The sequence below is a fragment of the Bacillus sp. EB106-04-04-XG123 genome (assembly GCF_058791855.1).
On the sequence record NZ_JBYTDZ010000002.1, the window covers coordinates 101,082 to 120,060 of the forward strand.

Here is an 18,979-nt window from a genome sequence, read left to right on the forward strand (position 1 = left end):
TCTGAAAAGGAATTCCCTTTCAAAGCTGGCTACGCATTAAAGCTCTTTTGCTGGCTGATCAGGTCTATATCCCACATAAACGTAACGTTTGGACTGCTAAAAAATTGGACAAAGTCCCCTGCATTATAGGTACCTGAACCACCGGCGGAGTGATCGACACTTTTTGGCGAAATGGCAAAAACATCACCGAAATGTGCAGAACCATTTCCAATCACACGGTCAATATGAATAGGTCCAACAATCGCTGGCATCTTTCCACCACCTTTTCTCCCCACATCATATGCCCAGCTCAAAAATACGTGTATGAAAAATAAAAAAGACAGCTGATCTGTAATCATCAGCTGTCTTTCTATGCGTTAAATGATTGAGGCTGGCCAAACAATGTGAAGTCCCAAAGCATTGTGGCATTCGGATCACTTGTAAGTGACATATAATCACCTGAATTAAAGGCTCCCGCTCCGCCAGTAGAGTGGTCTACAGCCAAAGGGGCAATGGCCAGGACATCACCGAAAGTAGCTGCACCGTTTCCTCCTAATGACTCGATATGAATAGGTCCAACGATTGCAGGCATCAGAATCTCCCCCTATCTGCTTATCTCAATCATCTTATGCAAAAAGGGAAAAGGTGTGCATCTGTCCTAGACGTTTAAATGCTGTTCCTTACGAGATCGCTGACGCAGCTGCACCAATCTGACAATATTCAAGGTGATGGCTTTGAGCAGTGCATAAACAGGAACCGCAAAGATCATGCCAAGGATCCCGCCAAAGCTTCCTGCCCCAATTAATAAAAGGATAATGGTCAAAGGATGTGTGTTGAGGCGTTTCCCAATAATCAATGGAGAAATGACATTTCCATCAACTTGCTGAACGACAAGAATCACAATCACTGTCACCACAGCTTTTCCAGGCGAATCAAGAAACGCAATAAGCACAGCTGGTGCCGCGCCAAGATATGGCCCAAGGTAAGGAATCACATTCGTGACCGCAATGATAATACCGAGAATGAGCGCATATTTCACACCAATTAATAAGTACCCGATAAAACAAGCCACTCCAACAAATAAACAGACGACAATCTGCCCTTGTATGTAAGCCGCAAGCGTATCGTTTAATTCTTTAAAGATTTTTAATCCTTCTTTACGGTAAGGCATTGGCAAAAATTGAACAAGCTTGTCCGGAAACTTATGTCCGTCTTTCAACATATAAAACAAAATGAACGGAACTGTGATCACAGCTAAAGCAATATTGGCAATCACGCCAAACACAGCAGACATACTTGAAGCAATATTTTCCGGCAAATCTTTTAATGTCGAAACAATTGTCTGTTCAAACTTCGAGACGGAGACATAATCTTGGTTCATCATCCAAGTAAATGTTTTAGAATGCGAGAAGTCATTCATAAATTTCTGCATATCCGTCACATAACCAGGGAAGCTTTTGACAAGTCCACCGACCTGCGTGACAATAATCGGTCCCGCAGCATTCACAATGAACGTGATGAGTCCGATGAACAAAAGATAAATGATCAGGATAGCCAGTGTCCTAGGAATTTTCTTGGACAAAAATCGAACAATTGGATTAAAGATGAAAAAGAGAATTCCAGCCAGCAAGATGGGAACAAACAAGGTTGAAGCAAATAAAATAATCGGCTGAAATAAAAACGAAACCTTTGTTGATACATAAACAATGAGTAAAACAAGTAATATTTGGAATGTCCAGAAATGAACTTTAGATTTTAACAAAGATGCTCCTCCTGTTACGTATTGATCTTATTAAAAAACTACTATTCAACCCACCTTCTGTCAACTGCTTCTTGTTTTAGAACCTTATTTTTTGTAAAAAAAAGAACAATTGGTATATCATGCACTTTTTCCAGATATACATTCTGTAAGCATGAAAAAAGCAGACACCTTTGCGTCTGCTTGTTACACTCTTTCACTGTGATCAGGCATCACCGATACAATTTGCTGGATCCGCACATAAAAAACTGATTTTGCCCCTGCCTCAATGACAATATGATCCGGCATGACTTCTTTCAATTTTCCACGCACCGTATCTTTCACTGTTTGAACAATTAATCTCATACCGATTACTTTCTGCAATGTTTGATAAACATATGGATCAACTAATGAAACAAGCTGTGGACTTCCTTGTTGTGCCATCCTACCTGCCCCTTTACTTGTGTATTTACCCACAGCGTATGCAATGACCCATGTGAATGTCACTCAGGGCAAACCCACAACATAAATACCATATTTTAACATTTTATGTTATTTTACATCTTTTGGAAGTATAATAGATTGGTGCTGCCAACAACTTAAATCATTTGAAGAGGTGAATGATCTTGAAAAAACTCATCTGTCTCGCTGCTGTCATGCTCTTTTTTTCCTTTGCAAGTTATGCGTATGCAGGATCAATTGGAGATGAACCTGGGACACCGGGGAAGTGGTTTAAAGGAGAAGCGCCAGTTCAAAAAGACGAGTCAAAACCGCCACTTGTTTTTGTTCACGGCATTAACAGCTCCTCCTCCACATGGTTCGACCGAAACGACATGGCAAAGCAAGCTGTTCTGAACGGATACGAAAGCGCATTCATAGATTTGTATCCAGATCAGAATACGAAAAAGAATGGCAAACTATTAGCAGAAAAGCTAAAAGAAATCTATGATGTGTTCGGTCGAAAACTCATTGTGATTGGTCATAGTAAAGGCGGAGTGGATACACAGTCCGCACTCGTGTATCACAATGCCCATCCATATGTAGAGAAGGTCATCACACTTGGCTCCCCTCATTACGGGACGCCACTGGCAGATTTAGCGTATAGCAAGGGCGGAAGCTGGCTCGCGGAAATTCTTGGACAAAAAAGCGATGCGCTCTATTCTTTGCAAACGGGACTCATGGCGGCTTTTCGAAGTGAAACCGACAAGCTGGAGAAGTTTCCTCAAAAATACATCACTTATTCGGGATCGGAATGGGGCACATTTGGCGGAGTGCTTTATTTAGGCGGCATGTATTTAAAGAGCTTTGGTGCAAACGATGGCGCCGTCACGGTAAGCAGCACAAGACTATCATATGCAAACAATATTTTAACAGGGAAATGGGATCACAACTCCATTAAAAACGGCACAAGCATGTTCCCTGTGTTCCAGCATCAGCTGCTGGCAAATGCCGCAAGCACTGGAAATGAAAATATAGAGAACCCGAACTCTACTGAGCTGAATACAGATGTTTATGTGAAAGGCGGAGAAAGTGAAAAGGATAAAACAGAAGCGTTCTATGTAGAGGAAGGAACGAATGGCTTATCGATTCAGTGGTTAAATGAAAGGCATGAGGCGCAGCCGGAAATCATCGCCCCAAATGGAGACGTCTTAACAAATCTGAAGACATCGGAAGCATCTTTCCCATATGAAGGCGCATTTTCGCACCATGTGCAAATCAATAAACCCGTTCCTGGAAAATGGACAATTCGATCAAATTCAGAAAAAATGACTCCTTATTTGCTGCTCGTATCCTTTGATTCACCATTAAACGAAGAAATCAAAGCAGAGGCAGCGAAATCAGGGGATGATGCATCAACCCATTCAAGCGGTCTGATTAAACGATTAAGCAAGAAAGTAGAAACCTATTACTTTAAGGATGCTCAAAAAGATCATCCTCTCAAAACAACTGCTTCATCAGCTGTTCAATTGAAAAAAGAAGGTGCTTATTCTGTCACGGTTCATTACACTGGACTCACTGCATCAGGTACATCAGCATTTAACCGTACCGTTATTCGCACATTGTATGTCGATCAGCATGGAAATATTCATGGAGACATTCCATACTAAACAGAGCGTTTCATGGGCTGAAGTGCCTGCTGCACTTTCTGATCCAATTCCGTGATTTTTTTCATTGCAAGTGATTCGTCTATTTGTCTGTAATGGTGATGCCCGCCAGGCTCTTCATCCATTTCATCTGCTTTCTTAACGATTTGCTGGAGTGTGTCCTTATGAAGGTCGCCCTCTGGCAAATATGAATCAGTATGAAGCAGAATCGCAAGCGCAATATCTTTGGCTGCCTTTGGTTCCTCACCGAGGCGTATGAGCAGTTTGTGAGCACGCTCTGCGCCTTTTATGGCATGAATATCATTCCGTCTATATGTCTCGTAATCCCATTCTCCGCCAGCTGTATACCATTCATAGTGGCCGATGTCATGCAAGAGGGCTGCTTTCACAGCGAGATCTGGATTAATCCCAGCCTGCACTGCCAATTTGAATGCGTGATAAGCACAAGCAATCGCATGGGCTTTACCTGAACGATTTAAATATTTTTGAGCGACTGGATGGGTGTAAACATCCATTAATGTAACCTTTCTCATGGAAACCCCTCCTTATCTATATTTTTAGCATCCTAACATATTCTGAAAAGAAACTCAAATGTTCTGTTATATTTTCTATGAGTCTCAAAAATAGCTTATGTCAAATGAGCTGTTTTTGCTTGTACAATACGAAAAAAGCAGTCGTTATGACTGCTTTTTTTCTTCTTTTCAGCGTGATATGAAAACCCTTGAAGTCTAGGAAGGCCGAGTACTGGCGCGGAGCGAATTTGACATTCGTGAGCACCAGCACGCAGGCCTGACACCGAATGCGAGGGTTTGTCTTTACGCTGCAGCAGTCGTTATGACTGCTTTTTCACATACTCACGTGCATCGTAGACACATCCGCCAGCTGGATCATCTCCTAAAAGATTGAGCAAAATACCTGCGACTTCATCTGGACTCTTCAGTGTGCCTGTTTCATATAATTGCTGAAAACGGTCTATTTGTTCAAAGTCTTGTTTTGATGACTTCCGAATTTCCCCCTGCATATCTGTATCGATCGTGCCGGGTGAAAAGGAAAACGTGTTGATCGGATGCGCCTCGTCCTGCTGTTCCTCATGAAAAGTCCTCATAAACATATCGAGTCCTGCCTTTGAACTGCAATACGCACTCCAGCCTTTGTATGGGTTTTTCGCCGCTCCAGAAGAGAGATGAACGATCGTTTTCTTCCCGTTAAAAGATTGAGTCTGTTTGGCAAACACATGGCTCAGCAAAACAGGAATGACAAGATTCAACTTGTAATGCTGATGAAGCGTATCATGTCCGCCTTGTCCAACGCGTTTGATAGGTGTGACCATTCCTGCGTTGTTGACGAATAAGATGTCATCAGCATCTTCCAGAGTTTGCGGCGTGAGACTATGTTGAAGCCATTTGGCCGCTGCTTCTTCATCCGTCAGATCGACCTGAGTATGTGTGAGCTTTGGATGGGATATCGGCGATGCACTTCTTGCTGCTGTGTACACAAGATCCCCGCGTGAAAGCAGCCTGTTCACAAGTGCTAGGCCAAAACCTTTTGATCCGCCTGTAACGATTGAAATTCGAATGACAATCTCCTCCCTTGATATCACTATTTTACGTAGTGAAACGGTATGACATCAAGCAATCTGCATAAAGAAAAGCCTGCCTCTTTTAAAAGAGACAGACTATTTCTTTTCAGCCTTCGCATTCACCTTTGGAATCAGGATAATCATCACGACGAGACCAAGGGCTATCAAGAAACCAAAGATAATCGGAAGCAGTGCCGATGTCTGCTTCTCATGTTCATCCTCAGAAGGTGCTGATACAGCCGAATCACTAAAAGAAATATTCATCTCTTTCATCATGTGAGCTGGTGTTTTGGGCGGGTTCTCTTTTAGATCACTGAAAAGCTGCGGAGAAAGAGATCCACCCGGGGCTTTAGGCGGTTCAGCAAAATGAATGTCTGTTTTGACCTTTGACGTTGTTTTACTTTGTTCATATTTCGTTTGATCCCTCAATATACTCGAGTTAATATTGAGCTCTTTTTCCTGATATTCATTCGGCTTGACATTCGTATCCGTATCTTCACCAGCAGCAAAAGCGGCAGGGATGAGGAGAAAAAGGGAAACGGCAGCGAGTGCCGCCCCTTTCACGAATAGATTAAGCTTCATGAGTCACATCACGTTCCTCTGTTTTATCTTTCCATAGCTTTTTCACAAGCGGTACGACCATGAAAAGGACAGTTAAAATCACTAACCCTGTGACGCCCATTCCAAAGGTGTCTCCATTTCCATATTGGATCGACAGGTACACGTCTGTCACTGGATTGGTAAAGTGGAAATTCGGCATCACCAAATCAATTAACGGTGCGACAAAGAAGAAAATAAGCGCCGTTGCTGCCATCCATCCGGCAATGGAACCGAAAAGGAAGGCCGTGCGAATAAAGGCAGAGCACGCCACTAATAACAAAATGGTGAAGATCGACCATTGAATAGCTTGATCATCTGCAAGCTTGTAAATGTTCAGTCCAAACAAGCTGATCATGAGTCCGACTAATAGATTTAAGATGCCAAACAGTGCACCTTTGACCAGCATCGGAGCTGACGCATAATACGAGCTGAAAAAGCCAATTAACAAACTGCTGATCATCACAATGACCAAAATGACGACCGGCGGTACAGTCTGCGTTTTTTCTTCCGGCACATCGCCGCTGATTTTCAGTGGATTGGCTAAATGATTATACACATAGTTGCTGTTGCCTTGATCACTTAATGTATTTCCTAAAATACCCTTTAAATCTTGCTGAACAAGTTTTGTAGAGTCGACATTCTTGCTCCAGTTTTCATTCAGCGTATCTGCTTTTTCTTGAACTGTTGTGACACTCTCTTCAATGTTATTCGTATAATCCGCCACCCCTTTTTGGCGGTCGGTTAACGAACTCATATTTTCAGAAAGACGAAGCACTTCCTGACCAATTGAATCCTGTGCACTGACAACAATTGAACTGCCTGCAAGGTCTGCTGTATATACCGCATCTCCTTGATCAGCCATTTGCTCAGCTACATTGTCCGCACTTTCAGCAATTGTCTGTAATTCCTGTTCCATACTTGCCTGCTGAGTCGTGATGTACTCCGCATAGCCATCTGAAAACTTCTGCATCTCATCAATAAAAGTAGACACATCATCGTTTGATGTCAGCATCTGGTTTTTGAGCTTATCCCAGTTTTCTGTTTCTTCTTTTTTGATGGAGAGGATGGATTGGATTTCTTCTCCTTTAGTGTCATATAGAGAAGAGTTATTAGATGGTTGATAGACATTTGCAATCATCAGCTCTAGCTGAGAGAGTTGATTTGAATAGTCCATTAATTTTTTAGTTCTTGTTGATTTCGTTTCAAATTTTTTCTCAAAAAGATTATCGCTAAAGACATTACTAATCGGTGAATTTCTGCGCTTCAGCTCTTTTACTTTGCTGACAATGGATGATTCCTGATTTTTGATTTCATTTGGAATGACATTATATCGATCTTGTAACGATAGAATCATCTTTTCAAGTTTATCTACTTTTTTCGTCAGACTCTCAAGCTCTTTACTCATTTGACTCACTTTATCTTTCAATTCGTCATTATGAGCAGCAGCTTTTTCTTGAATTTTCTCTTTCACTTCATCTAAGCGAGTTGAGAGTGCTTTTAGGTCATCCTGCGATGAATTCTTACTACTGGTATCTGGCTGAGCAGGATTTTCACCGCTTTCACCTTGTTCCCCATCTTCAGTCGAAGGCGGTGTTTCCGGTTCTCCTAATTGATCCGCAAGCTCATTCATCTCTATTGAAATTTGTGAGAGTTCATTTGTTTCTTCATCTAAGTTAATCCCAATCTCTTCTGGGTTTTCATTATCTTGGTCTGATGGCCCGTCATCATCAGAATCAACTGGCGGTTCCGACTCGTCCATTAACTCTTGCCTTTTTGCTAATAGCTTTGTCTGCAGGGCTGATATTTTATTTCGATAATCTTCTAAGTAACGCTCTTCATACTTTTTAATCAGTTCTTCCTGAGACGTCTTCACAAGTTCCGTTAATCCCGTTGATTGCTTAGGAATAGCCTCTTCTCTCGACTTTTGAACAGATTGGATGGCGCTGTCAGTTGTTTTCAGCTGACTTTGTACCCCGTTGATGTCTGTTTTGAGTCCGCCCATTTGATCACTAAAGCTGCGGGCATTTTGGTTTTGAATGTCAGCGAGCTGCTTAAGCCCTTGCTGGATTTGCTTTTGGTTTGTTGATTGCGCTTTGATCAAGAGATCCTTTTGTTTGTCTTGATACTGCTGGTATTGATCGACTACTTTCACAAAGTCCTTTAACTGGTTCTTTGCTTCTTCTGTTGTACTCAAGCCGTCTTTATATTGTTTCTGTGAATCGGCCATTGCATTCTTTAATTCTTCTATTTGTTTCTTCTGCTGCTGTACGGCATCTGATAGTTTGTTCGAGTTCGGTTTATAGAAGTTGTACATCGTGTTTTGGAATTCGACTTCTTTGCCGACAATATGCTCAAACTCTTCTCTCACATTGCCAATTTCCTGAGATACAAAACTCCAGTATAACGTCGACATCTGTTCATTCATTTTCTTTTGTGCATTTTCCAGCTCTCTTTGCACTTTCTCTTTATTGACAGCATTGAGCTGATCTTGAATCGAAAATTGAATGGACGCCTTTTCCGGATGGTCTTTATCATAGCTCAGCACATTTTTAGAGAAGTCCGACGGAATATAGAGGACAGCGTCATACTTTCTGTTTTTCAGTCCATTTTCCGCCGCACTGCGATTCACTACAGTCCATGTATAATCAGGACGCTCTGACAATGCTGCCACAACATCCTGTCCGAAACGAGCCGTGTTTTCACTTTCACTCGCCCCCATATCCTCATTGACCACCGCAATATTTCGTGTGGCATTCTTCTTCTGCTTTGCCGGATCATCTCCAATCAGGTGGAAAAATAAAACCGGCAGCACAAGAATTAATATCATGGTGGATATGATTTTGATGGAGCTTTTTTGCTGCTCTGTCATTGAACACTCTTCCTTTCTACCGCACATAAAGGAACCTGGATTTTCTTCTCTTTCCCGTTTTCAACCAAATAGCCGAAGCCTGGCTGAATGTCTGGTTCTTGTCTTGCATACGGAAGCGGTATGATGTTTTGCTCTGATTTTTTCATGAGTAACATGGCATGACGAACTTGTTTGATTTCGTTTGTGAGTGCATCATAACCCTTACTGAACTCGGTATGATTCCCTGATGCAATCAGGCTGAAGCCTAAGTGTGCATATGACTTCATGAAATCAGCCAATTGATCTTGAAGACGCGGATCGATCGTCTGCTGAAAACGCGTAATGCCATCAATCACAAGCACAATTTGAGGAAATGACAGCTGATCGGTCTCCCCTCGGCGAACAGCTTCGACATACATCTCTTCCCGCACCTTGAATAAGCGGTCCATTTCTTCTGCCCATTCCGTGATATCATCCTTTGTTTCAAGGTAATCAATGTTCTCTTCTTTTGCATAATGGGATAGACCTCGATCAATTGAATCAAAGACTGCCAGTTTTTCAGGCTTTGCCACTAAAAGCTGATCAAGCATTAGTTTTGTCACATTTGTTTTCCCGCGCTGCGTTTGACCGATGATGAGGCAATGTTTATTCTTTTTCAAGTCAAAATAAACAGGTGCCACAGATTCCTCATCTAATCCGACTGGAATGTCATAAGGTGGTTTTTGTTCATCTAAACGACTCTCAAGCTCCCAAACTGTCAGCTTATCAGGAAGCATTGGCACAGGCTTTGGTTTTTCGGCTGCTTCAAAGCGGTCATGAAGAAGCTGTATCTCTTGTTTCAGATGCTCAAACAATTCGAGATCGTTCTCTCCTTCAACTGGCAGAAACATTTGCGCAAAATAAAGCTCTTCTTTGTTGATAATCACTCGTCCTGGGATCGGCTCTAAACTGAATTTCGGTCTGCCAATAATCGAGTATGCCTCTCCTTGATCCATTAAGTAATGGACAATCTTAGTTTTCAGATTGTTCATCAGCGATTGACGCACTGCATTTACCCGAGTCGCTGTAATCAAGAAGTATATACCTAGAGATTGTCCGTCACGGCTCAGCTGAATAAATTCAGATTCGAGATCATGCATTTCGTCTTTGACAATGTCAAAGTTGTCAATCACGATAAAAATGAACGGAAGCTTTTTCTCATTTAAGGCATTGTACATTTTGATATGACTCATTTCTTGCTGTCTGAATAACCGCTTGCGATATTCAACCTCTTCCCGCAGACGCTTCATTGATTTTTGAATCTTTCTCATCTGATCCATTAAGAAATAATCCGCCGTATGCGGCAGTTTGGCTAACGGAAGCAATGTTCCGTTTCCGAAATCATAAATATATGCGTGCCATTCTTCAGGTGAATACCTCTCCGCAAAGCTCATCAATAGTGTTGTAGCAGCAAGTGATTTGCCGTAGCCGGAGGAACCAAAGATGCCAATGTTCCCATCTTCCATCATTTGATAAGAAAGTGGATGCTGGCTTTGCTGATCTGGTTCATCGACAAGCGCAAAATGGAAGACATGCTCTTCACTCGACGCATAACGTGTTTTAGGGATCCGCTCTTCAAGCGGTGGAAGCCATGGACTTGGCAGCTTCTCAATTCCAAGCTCTTGCTGCATACGTTCAATTTCATCCACAACAGCAGAAATCTCCGTCACTGTCTCTTTTTTCACTGCTGGCTCTGTGCTTACTCCTGATAACGGAATAAGACCAGTATCAGTCACAATGGCAATGTCATCTTCTGAGCCGTAGCCATCTTCCATATATGGTGCACCGCTCCAAGCCGATTGGAACAATTCATAAATTTCATTGTTGCCCACTTGTAAATAACCGCGGCCTGTAACGGTAATAGACGCTGCATCACTATTTTTCAAAATTTCCTTACTGTCTGACGCATCTTGCACTTTGAGTGCGACCTTAAAGCGGGAGTTACTCCAAATCTGGTCATCAATGACCCCGCCTGGCTTTTGGGTAGCTAAGATCAGATGGACCCCGAGGCTTCGGCCGATACGTGCAGCACTGACAAGCTCCCTAATAAAGTCTGGCTCTTCACTTTTTAATTCAGCAAACTCATCAGAGATTAAGAACAAGTGAGGCATTGCCTGCTCAGCCTTTTTCTCCTTGTAGAGCTTCGTATAATCATTGATGTGATTCACATGATACTGATCAAACAGCCGCTGTCTTTTCTTCAATTCACTTTTAATTGAGGCAAGCGCTCTTTCACTAAAGTTCTTGCTGCCTTCAATATTGGTGATCGTTCCAAGTAAATGAGGAATATTTCGGAACGGCTGCGCCATTCCGCCTCCTTTGTAGTCAATCAACAGGAAAGCAACTTCGTGCGGGTGAAAATGTACAGCGAGCGATAAAATATACGTCTGTAAAAATTCACTCTTCCCTGATCCCGTTGTTCCCGCCAATAGTCCGTGCGGGCCATGTGCTTTTTCATGCAGGTTCAAATCGACAATGTCGTTTTTCCCTTTATAACCGATTGGCACTGATAATGATTTGGCCGTTTCTGAAGTCAGCCATTTTTCACGAATGCCAATATCATCTACCTGTTTGGCATGGAAAAGATCAAGGAATGAGACCGTCTCAGGAATCGAATTGGTCATACCGACTTGATGATCTAATGTTCTCAGGGTTCTGGCAAACAGTTCATTGTCCCCGCGCTGATGTGTATCAAGCTGAAACGGAATTCTTACTGCCTTCTTGTGCTGAATGAGAATATCTCCTTCTTCTTCGTTAATATAACGGACAAGCGTCGAAATATTTTCAGCTAAGCTTTCCTTTGTTTCTGCTGCAAAGATGATGGAAATACCAAGATCTGTTCGGCTGCCTTCTAAGTATTCTAAAATCACATGCTCGGCAATGAGCTCATGATTTGTCACGATGAACACAAAATGAGGCGTAAAGATTTTCTTCTCTTTTTCTTCTTCTAAATCACGCTCACGTAAAATTTCATAAATCGAGGACAACAGCTGATCACGTGTTTGTTCGTTGTAAATAAACCCTTTGCCATATGTATGAGGCAGCTGGAAGTGCGGAAGCCATTTCATCCATTCCCAATTCTCATACTCCTGCTCATGAAAGATAAAGACAAATCTCAAATCGTGATAGCTGTGCGAGAAAGCAAGCTGTCCGACAAGCTGATGAAGCTCATTTTTCACAATCGCAGGCTTCCCAATTAATCCTGTTGGACCATCCGCAAGGCCGAATGTAATCGGGACATTCTTCACTTCACGATATACTTTTTGCATGTGCTGCGTTTGTTCCATTAAGTCATCAACATCCCGGTTGGCCATATCGCCGCCGCTCATCGATAATTCATAGCTTGATGGGACTGCGCCCGTTCCGAGACGCAGATGCAAGAAGTCGTCACTTACAAGCGTCTTTTCCCAAATGCGGCCGCTGATTTCTGATGTTAAATACTTCATTTGTTCAAATGACGGATAATGATACGTCAAAATATATTGCTGGCGGTCATACAGCTCCTGCAGCTCTTTCCGCTTATTTTCTAAATAAAGAGAATAGACTCGCTGCCGCTTCTCTTCTCGTCTTTTGCGCTGTGATTTTTCTTTAAAGTATTGAACGGACGATGTAATTAACGTCATGATAAACATCGCCATCGACACGACAATAAAGATTCCGCGTGGCTGGATAAGGGCGACAATCCCCATCACAAGGAGCATGACAAGCGGCGGAAGGACAACAAGCCAAAGCCCTCTGCTGTTATTTTCACTCTCCTGCGAAGGAAAGCTAAAGGATACCCGGTCATCTGGTAAATCATAAATCAAACGCGGTGTACGTCTGTATGAAGGGTATTTTTGTTTTGTTTCTGTGCTTGGAGGTCTTGTTTTTTCCAAACGCGTTTGAAAAGGTTCGTAAGCTGTCACCTGTAATAAATCATCATCTATAAATGTCACCGTCAGAAAGTTCCAGAACAGCTCATCTCCGGCATAAACCTTCTCTGGACCGTTGATTTTCTTTCCGTTCACGTAAATCGTCTCGTCCTGAGGCATGACATACCATGTTCCTTCGATTTTCTCTAAAGTGAACTGGCTGGCATCTTGAAACATGGAATGAGCTTGTTCTTTCCACACATCAATCTCATCTTTCTCTTCACGTGAAAAAGACAGCTCAACTCTATTTCCTAGGTAATAAATATGCTGATCATGATGTGCATCCATTAAAATAAATGTGAGTGAACCAAGCTGATATGGTTCATGTGGAAGTAATTTGCCTTTCTTCTCATTCCCCTGATAAATAGTAAAACCATCATTCGGTTCATCAGGAGATAAACGAATTGTCCCTTCATCAAATGAAAGTGAAGGGATTGTCACCGTATGCTCTATTTCAGGTCCAATCAGAGCTTCTCGATTGAACTGCTCATCTAAACGGACGGTTTGATAATCCTCCTCATAAAAAACCCAAAGAAGACTCAAACGCTCCACCTCCTCATCGGACAGCACCAACTGTCAGTTGTATCGAAAGAATTATTTTTTCTCATCTTTTTTTGTCTGAGAGGTTTTCTTTTTCGCTTCAGATTCTTTCTCTTTTTTCTCTTGATCGGCTTTTGACTGCTCTTTTTGTTCAGCTGTTTCATCTGTTTGGCTTGCGCCCGAGGAGTCACTTGTGCTTGTCTCGGTTGTTTCTTTTTCTTCATATTTCGCCATTTCTTTAATGATTGGATCTAGTTGTTTTTGTTTTTCTTCAGCAGAAAGGCTGTCATCGTTTTGAATTTCATTGCGGTAGGCGACGAGTGCCGTGAATATGTACCTGTCGTCTCCAAGCACCCGTGCAATATCAAGTGCTTCCTTGCTATTGCCTTGTCCAATATGAATCCAGAATAGGAAGTATTGCGGATCTGTCTGTAATGTGTACGTTTCTGTGATTTCTTTTTTATGCTGATCAAGTAAGAGGCTGCCTTGATTCGTTTGTACATACGAAATGGCCAGTTCATATTGAAGTGAGACTGGCATTTTATTGGCTGGATATTTCTCTAACGTATCCACCACTTGACTGTACTGCTTGTTGAGATAATATTTGTTTGCCTCGACGTATGCTTCTTGTTTTGGCATGGCAAAAAAGAAGGTGTAAATGGTGTACACCAATGCAGGGATTAACAGGACAAGCAGACCTAGTCCGATGTATCGCTCAATCTTCCATTTCTTTTTAGGGATGGTTAATAGCGTTTTTTCTTTCGTATCGATTGCTTTGATCTTTTGCTCAATCAAAGCTGACAATTCTTCCAGCGACTTCGTTTCACTAATTTCTTTTGCCAGCTCAGATAATTTCAACGTTTCATTGTAAGCCACATATTCTTGAAATTGATATTCATGGTCAACCACTCGAAGAACGACGGCCTTGACCTCTTTTAACAGGCGATGTTCATCAGTTTCATATGGCGGGATGCTTTCTTTGACTCCATAATGCAAAAATGCAGGAGCTAAGCCTTGATGAAAAACAATGTTTTCAGGAGAAACAATAGGATGCAGCCGCTTCACGTCGTGTTTAAGAACTGCATCGACAAGCTGGTATGAAAAAATCCATTTGCTTTTTTCATCCTTTGCATGGATGAAACGAAATTCCTGATAGGCAGGAGGCGGTTGAATAGAAATGATGACCTCATCTTCAGTTAATTGAATCTCTTTCTGAAATGAAGGGTTGATGTCTTTGATCGGTGCCGCTTCTAAACCGTCTAAGAGTTTAATTGTCTCTTTTTGAAAAATAAAGGTATAGGTGCCTCCCTCTTTTTTCATGACTGCTTCTAATTGTTCTTCTAAATAGGAACTCTTTTTATCTGCCATTTACAAAAGTCCTTTCATAGTATTTCCAGCCTGTCTCCTGTGGTAATTCCACAGTCTGACAGCTTATATTCGCCTGAAAACACAGCTTTCTTATTGACTACTCGCACCCATCCGCCTTCCCGCTTTGGAAGCGAGATTTGTTTTGCCTGCCAGGCGATATGGATGACTTGTTTAATATGTAAATAATTTGATAGTCTCAAATCAAACACACTGCCATCATAATTTTTTAAGTCGATGGTAATATCGATATACACAAATTTCCACCTCACAAAATAGAAAGAGCGCCGGCATCCATTGACAGACTCGGCGCTGTTTCTGCTTTTCACACTTAGAAAGGAAATCCCCTTGATTAGCCGCGGATTTGGCTTGCGATGTCTTGGTCAGTGCTTTCAAGTGTATTTGCCGTTTGATCAAGCTGATTGCTGACATCTGTTAATAGATCAGACATTTTGATAAATGAAGGCTTAAGCTGTTCGTATTGATCAGCAAATGCTTCACTAGAAGCACCTTCCCACATTCCTTTTAAATCAGAGATCATTCTATTTAGACGATCAACTTGGTTTAACACTTCTTGACTTTCAACACCATATTGCTTAGCGGTCGCTCTTAGTTCTTCTGGGGTTACGCGAATAATTCCTGACATATTCCTCATTACCTCCCGTGCATAGCCGCCATATAATGGGCTAATCCACTTATTTTTTGACGTTATTATTATAAAAACAGAAATGATACACAGTCAAACAAATCTGTTTTTATTTTACAAAATGAGTCTATAGAATTACTGGTTTTTCGCTTTTTATCTAGTATTTAACAGTTTTTTGGTCATATATTCTTAATAAGTATCCACCGACTTTGGTGGACCTTTCCGCCTATTGATTTTTTACTACGTTATTATTGTACTATTTCTTTTTCATCGTGCTTCAACATCCACTTGCTTGCTTCTCACACTTTTTGTTTTTTTAAGTTTATGGCAGTTTTTTGTTGATTTACGTACCTCATTCTCTTCATAATGTAAGTACGTGAAATATTCGAAAAAGCAGGGGTTTTTTATGACAAAAAAGACAGATCCGTTTAAGTATAGTCTTGATCGTTTAGAGGATGTAGCAGACCAAATAAGTGATGTGCTCAATTGCCCTATTACTATAGAAGATACTCATCATCGATTATTGGCATATAGCACACACAATGATTTTACTGATCCCGCCAGAACTTCAACCATTATCTCCCGCCGGGTACCGGAAAAAGTCATCAATCGGCTTTGGAAGGACGGCATCATTCCTACACTCCTTAAAACAGACGAACCGCTTCGTGTCCCTCAAATTGCAGAGGTGGGTTTATCTAGCAGGGTCGCCATTTCCATCTGGAAGGACAAAGAAGTGCTCGGATTTATTTGGGCGATTGAATCTACGCAGCCATTTTCAGAAGAAGAAATGGACCTTCTCAAAATGGCAGCACATGCCGTGAAAAACAAATTACTCAATTTACAAATTCGAAAAACGAAAACAGAGGAACGCAATCAGGAGCTTTTCTGGAAGATGCTTACGGGTCATATTCATGAAAAGGATGAGATGCTTGACCTTTTTTTAAGACTTGGCATCAGATGTCCAGACACATATGCCATCATCATCTTCCGTCTTCGTGACGAACTCACAGAGGAGACAGAAAAAAAGCTGTCCTATCTGCTTGAAACAACACAGCAAGTACAGGTATTGTTAACGACTGTTGATTTTCACGAATTCATTATTCTTGTCTCACCAAAAACAGAACATCCGCTTCAAGATATTAAACAATTCACAAGCGGCATGCTGCAGCAGCTTGCGGACCGGTATCATATTCAGCATGTTCAGGCAGCAATTGGAGGAATTTACGATAACATCTCTCAAATTCAGCCTTCCTATAAAGAAGCACTGGCTGTATTAAAAACGAAAGAACGCTTTCCAGTTGAAACAGAACGTTTAAACAGCTTTTCTGAACTAGGCATTTATCAATACCTTGATGTGCTTGCTGAGAAGCGAAAGGGCTCTTCTTACTCCAGTTACTCTTTATCGAAGCTGGAGGATTACGACCTGAGGCATCATTCCAACCTCGTCGAAACACTTGAACGGTTTATTGACTGTGACAGCAATGCCAATATTGCCGCAAAGCAATTAAATATCCACATCAATACCTTAAATTATCGATTAAAACGGATTACAGACATCGCAGAAATTGATTTAAAAAACATGAATGAGAAAATGACCATATACCTTGATATGAAGCTAAAAAACGTCCATTTGTGAAATTTCACAAAGAGGCGTTTTTTTATTTTTTATTTCAACCGAAGAATTTTCTAAACTTTCAGGATACACTAGACATACAATATGAATAGATAAGCATAGGAGGAATAAACATGATCATCGGCATTCCGAAAGAAATTAAGAACAATGAAAACCGAGTGGCTTTAACACCAGGAGCAGCTTCTCAATTGCTTTCAGCTGGACATCAGATTTTAATTGAAACAAACGCTGGTTTTGGAAGCGGATTCACTGATGACGATTATGTATCTGTTGGTGCAGAGATTCTTGATCAGGCGAAAGATGTATGGGCATCTTCTGATATGATCATGAAAGTAAAAGAACCATTACCTGAGGAATATCCTTATTTCAGAGAAGGACTCATCTTATTTACGTACCTGCATCTAGCCGCAGAGCCCTCCTTGGCTGAAGCATTAAAACAAAAAGGCGTTACAGCCATTGCTTATGAAACCGTAACGGACGGAAAATCACTCCCTCTTCTCACACCTATGTCTGAAGTAGCAGGCAGAATGGCCGCTCAAATTGGTGCACAATTTTTAGAAAAGCCAAAAGGCGGAAAGGGTATTTTACTTGCAGGTGTACCAGGGGTATCAAGAGGAAAGGTCACCATTATTGGCGGCGGAGTTGTTGGAACAAACGCAGCGAAAATGGCAATCGGACTTGGCGCAGATGTCACCCTGATTGATGTAAATGCAGAACGCCTGCGTCAGCTGGACGACCAATTTGGCCATCAAATGAAAACGTTAATGTCCAACCCTGTCAACATTGCAGATTCAGTCAGTGAAGCAGATCTTCTCATTTGTGCTGTGCTGATTCCTGGTGCCAAAGCACCGACACTTGTGACAGAAGAAATGGTGAAACAAATGAAACCTGGTTCTGTCATTGTAGATGTAGCGATTGATCAAGGCGGCATTGTCGAAACCATTGATCATATCACAACCCATGACCAGCCTACTTATGAAAAACACGGCATATTGCATTATGCTGTCGCCAACATGCCAGGTGCGGTTCCGCGGACATCAACTGTTGCGTTAACGAATGTCACTGTTCCATATGCACTGCAAATTGCGAATAAAGGCGCTGCTAAAGCCATTAGAGAAAACAACGCCATCGCAGAAGGCGTCAATGTCATGAACGGACATATCACGTACGAAGCGGTTGCTCGTGATCTCGGCTATGATTACGTACCTGTCAGCAAAGCCATCGATGCCACTTTTATGACCGAAGCTTAATCTACTCCCCGCCCTCTTGATGGGCGGGTTTTATTGTTAACCTTAAATAAAAACAAGTTGACAAAATTTCTTCTTCCCCTTAATCTATTTGTACAGATAAGACAGGGGGAAACATCATGCAAAAGAAGACACGAACTGCTGACTTTGTGCTAGTCGGAATGTTTGCTGCACTCATGGCTATCGGGGCCAATATCACATCTATTGTGCCATTTTTACAGGTCGGGGGAATTCCACTTACGATGCAGCCGTTTTTTTGTGTACTTGCTGGTCTCTTACTCGGCAGACGGCTTGGGGCATTAGCTATGATTGTCTATGCCTTGGTTGGAATTGCTGGTGCACCTGTATTCGCCCAGTTCTCTGCGGGCTTTGGGGTCATTTTAGGCAAAAGCGGCGGCTTTGTATTATCATACATCCCTGCTGCCTGGCTTGCCGGATTCATTCTGGAAAAAAGAAAAAGCCCTGGCTTTGGCCGATTTTTGCTTGCAGCCATTGCTGGTACGACCGTGATGTATGTGATTGGAACGACCTATACATACCTCGCATTAAATGTATGGCTCAATGCACCGATTTCCTATCAAACCACATGGTTCTTTATGATCTGGTTTATGGTAAAAGACTATGCATTGACTATATTACTTGCGATGCTGGCACCTAAAATTTATCGCTCTGTATCCAAAGCCACATCCTTTCGAAAACAAGAAGCTGTATCATAGAAAAAAGAGCCTGTCATCATTCAGGCTCTTTTT

The 18,979-nt window shown here is 41.8% G+C and carries 16 protein-coding genes; 4 read left to right on the forward strand and 12 right to left on the reverse strand.

The genetic code is table 11. The features are described 5' to 3' along the window. Positions 1-29: 29 nt before the first annotated feature. From AC3WTB_RS05975 to AC3WTB_RS05990, 4 genes are all read right to left on the reverse strand, one after another. Positions 30-251: a spore germination protein gene (locus AC3WTB_RS05975; protein WP_024425952.1), complete on the reverse strand. Its 222-nt coding sequence runs from the start codon at positions 249-251 to the stop codon at positions 30-32. 98 nt (positions 252-349) lie between these two features. Then, on the reverse strand, positions 350-571 hold the full coding sequence (locus tag AC3WTB_RS05980) for a spore germination protein (RefSeq protein WP_003213446.1): 222 nt from the start codon (positions 569-571) through the stop codon (positions 350-352). 66 nt (positions 572-637) lie between these two features. Continuing rightward, positions 638-1,741 (reverse strand): AI-2E family transporter, encoded by a 1,104-nt coding sequence (locus AC3WTB_RS05985; RefSeq protein WP_039181146.1) that lies wholly within the window; start codon positions 1,739-1,741, stop codon positions 638-640. Between the two features lie 183 nt (positions 1,742-1,924). Then, positions 1,925-2,161 (reverse strand): YuzF family protein, encoded by a 237-nt coding sequence (locus tag AC3WTB_RS05990; protein WP_024423334.1) that lies wholly within the window; start codon positions 2,159-2,161, stop codon positions 1,925-1,927. 176 nt (positions 2,162-2,337) lie between these two features. Between AC3WTB_RS05990 and AC3WTB_RS05995 the strand changes: the two genes are divergently transcribed. After that, complete coding sequence (locus AC3WTB_RS05995; protein ID WP_492333461.1) at positions 2,338-3,825, forward strand: esterase/lipase family protein; 1,488 nt, start codon at positions 2,338-2,340, stop codon at positions 3,823-3,825. On the opposite strand, the gene AC3WTB_RS06000 is transcribed toward AC3WTB_RS05995, so the two are convergent. From AC3WTB_RS06000 to AC3WTB_RS06035, 8 genes are all read right to left on the reverse strand, one after another. Further along, entirely contained in the window at positions 3,822-4,355 is a 534-nt protein-coding gene (locus tag AC3WTB_RS06000; protein ID WP_024423336.1) for an HD domain-containing protein, read from the reverse strand. The two genes, AC3WTB_RS05995 and AC3WTB_RS06000, sit on opposite strands and share 4 nt — an antisense overlap. A 299-nt stretch (positions 4,356-4,654) precedes the next feature. After that, positions 4,655-5,398 (reverse strand): (S)-benzoin forming benzil reductase, encoded by a 744-nt coding sequence (locus tag AC3WTB_RS06005; RefSeq protein WP_492333682.1) that lies wholly within the window; start codon positions 5,396-5,398, stop codon positions 4,655-4,657. Positions 5,399-5,497: 99 nt separating this feature from the next. Further along, positions 5,498-5,983, reverse strand: coding sequence for a type VII secretion protein EssA (essA, locus tag AC3WTB_RS06010; protein WP_039181152.1), 486 nt, complete (start codon positions 5,981-5,983; stop codon positions 5,498-5,500). After that, positions 5,973-8,870: a type VII secretion protein EsaA gene (gene esaA, locus AC3WTB_RS06015; protein ID WP_492333462.1), complete on the reverse strand. Its 2,898-nt coding sequence runs from the start codon at positions 8,868-8,870 to the stop codon at positions 5,973-5,975. Before esaA ends, essA begins: the two co-directional genes overlap by 11 nt. Further along, positions 8,867-13,342: a type VII secretion protein EssC gene (gene essC, locus AC3WTB_RS06020; protein ID WP_492333463.1), complete on the reverse strand. Its 4,476-nt coding sequence runs from the start codon at positions 13,340-13,342 to the stop codon at positions 8,867-8,869. Before essC ends, esaA begins: the two co-directional genes overlap by 4 nt. Before the next feature lie 51 nt (positions 13,343-13,393). After that, complete coding sequence (essB, locus tag AC3WTB_RS06025; RefSeq protein WP_024425959.1) at positions 13,394-14,707, reverse strand: type VII secretion protein EssB; 1,314 nt, start codon at positions 14,705-14,707, stop codon at positions 13,394-13,396. 14 nt (positions 14,708-14,721) lie between these two features. Further along, positions 14,722-14,961, reverse strand: coding sequence for an ESX secretion system protein YukD (gene yukD / locus AC3WTB_RS06030; RefSeq protein ID WP_003213579.1), 240 nt, complete (start codon positions 14,959-14,961; stop codon positions 14,722-14,724). Between the two features lie 95 nt (positions 14,962-15,056). Further along, positions 15,057-15,350, reverse strand: a complete 294-nt coding sequence (locus AC3WTB_RS06035) for a WXG100 family type VII secretion target (protein ID WP_003213769.1) — start codon at positions 15,348-15,350, stop codon at positions 15,057-15,059. Between the two features lie 406 nt (positions 15,351-15,756). On the opposite strand from AC3WTB_RS06035, the gene adeR reads away from it, so the two are divergent. The 3 genes from adeR (at position 15,757) to AC3WTB_RS06050 (ending at position 18,946) form a co-directional block, all read left to right on the forward strand. Beyond that, on the forward strand, positions 15,757-16,986 hold the full coding sequence (gene adeR / locus AC3WTB_RS06040) for a sporulation transcriptional activator AdeR (protein ID WP_039181162.1): 1,230 nt from the start codon (positions 15,757-15,759) through the stop codon (positions 16,984-16,986). 110 nt (positions 16,987-17,096) lie between these two features. Then, complete coding sequence (gene ald, locus AC3WTB_RS06045; RefSeq protein WP_034282594.1) at positions 17,097-18,233, forward strand: alanine dehydrogenase; 1,137 nt, start codon at positions 17,097-17,099, stop codon at positions 18,231-18,233. A 116-nt stretch (positions 18,234-18,349) separates the two neighbouring features. Next, the gene (locus AC3WTB_RS06050) at positions 18,350-18,946 is read left to right on the forward strand and encodes a biotin transporter BioY (RefSeq protein WP_058838089.1); all 597 of its coding nucleotides are present in this window, start codon (positions 18,350-18,352) and stop codon (positions 18,944-18,946) included. Positions 18,947-18,979: the final 33 nt, after the last annotated feature.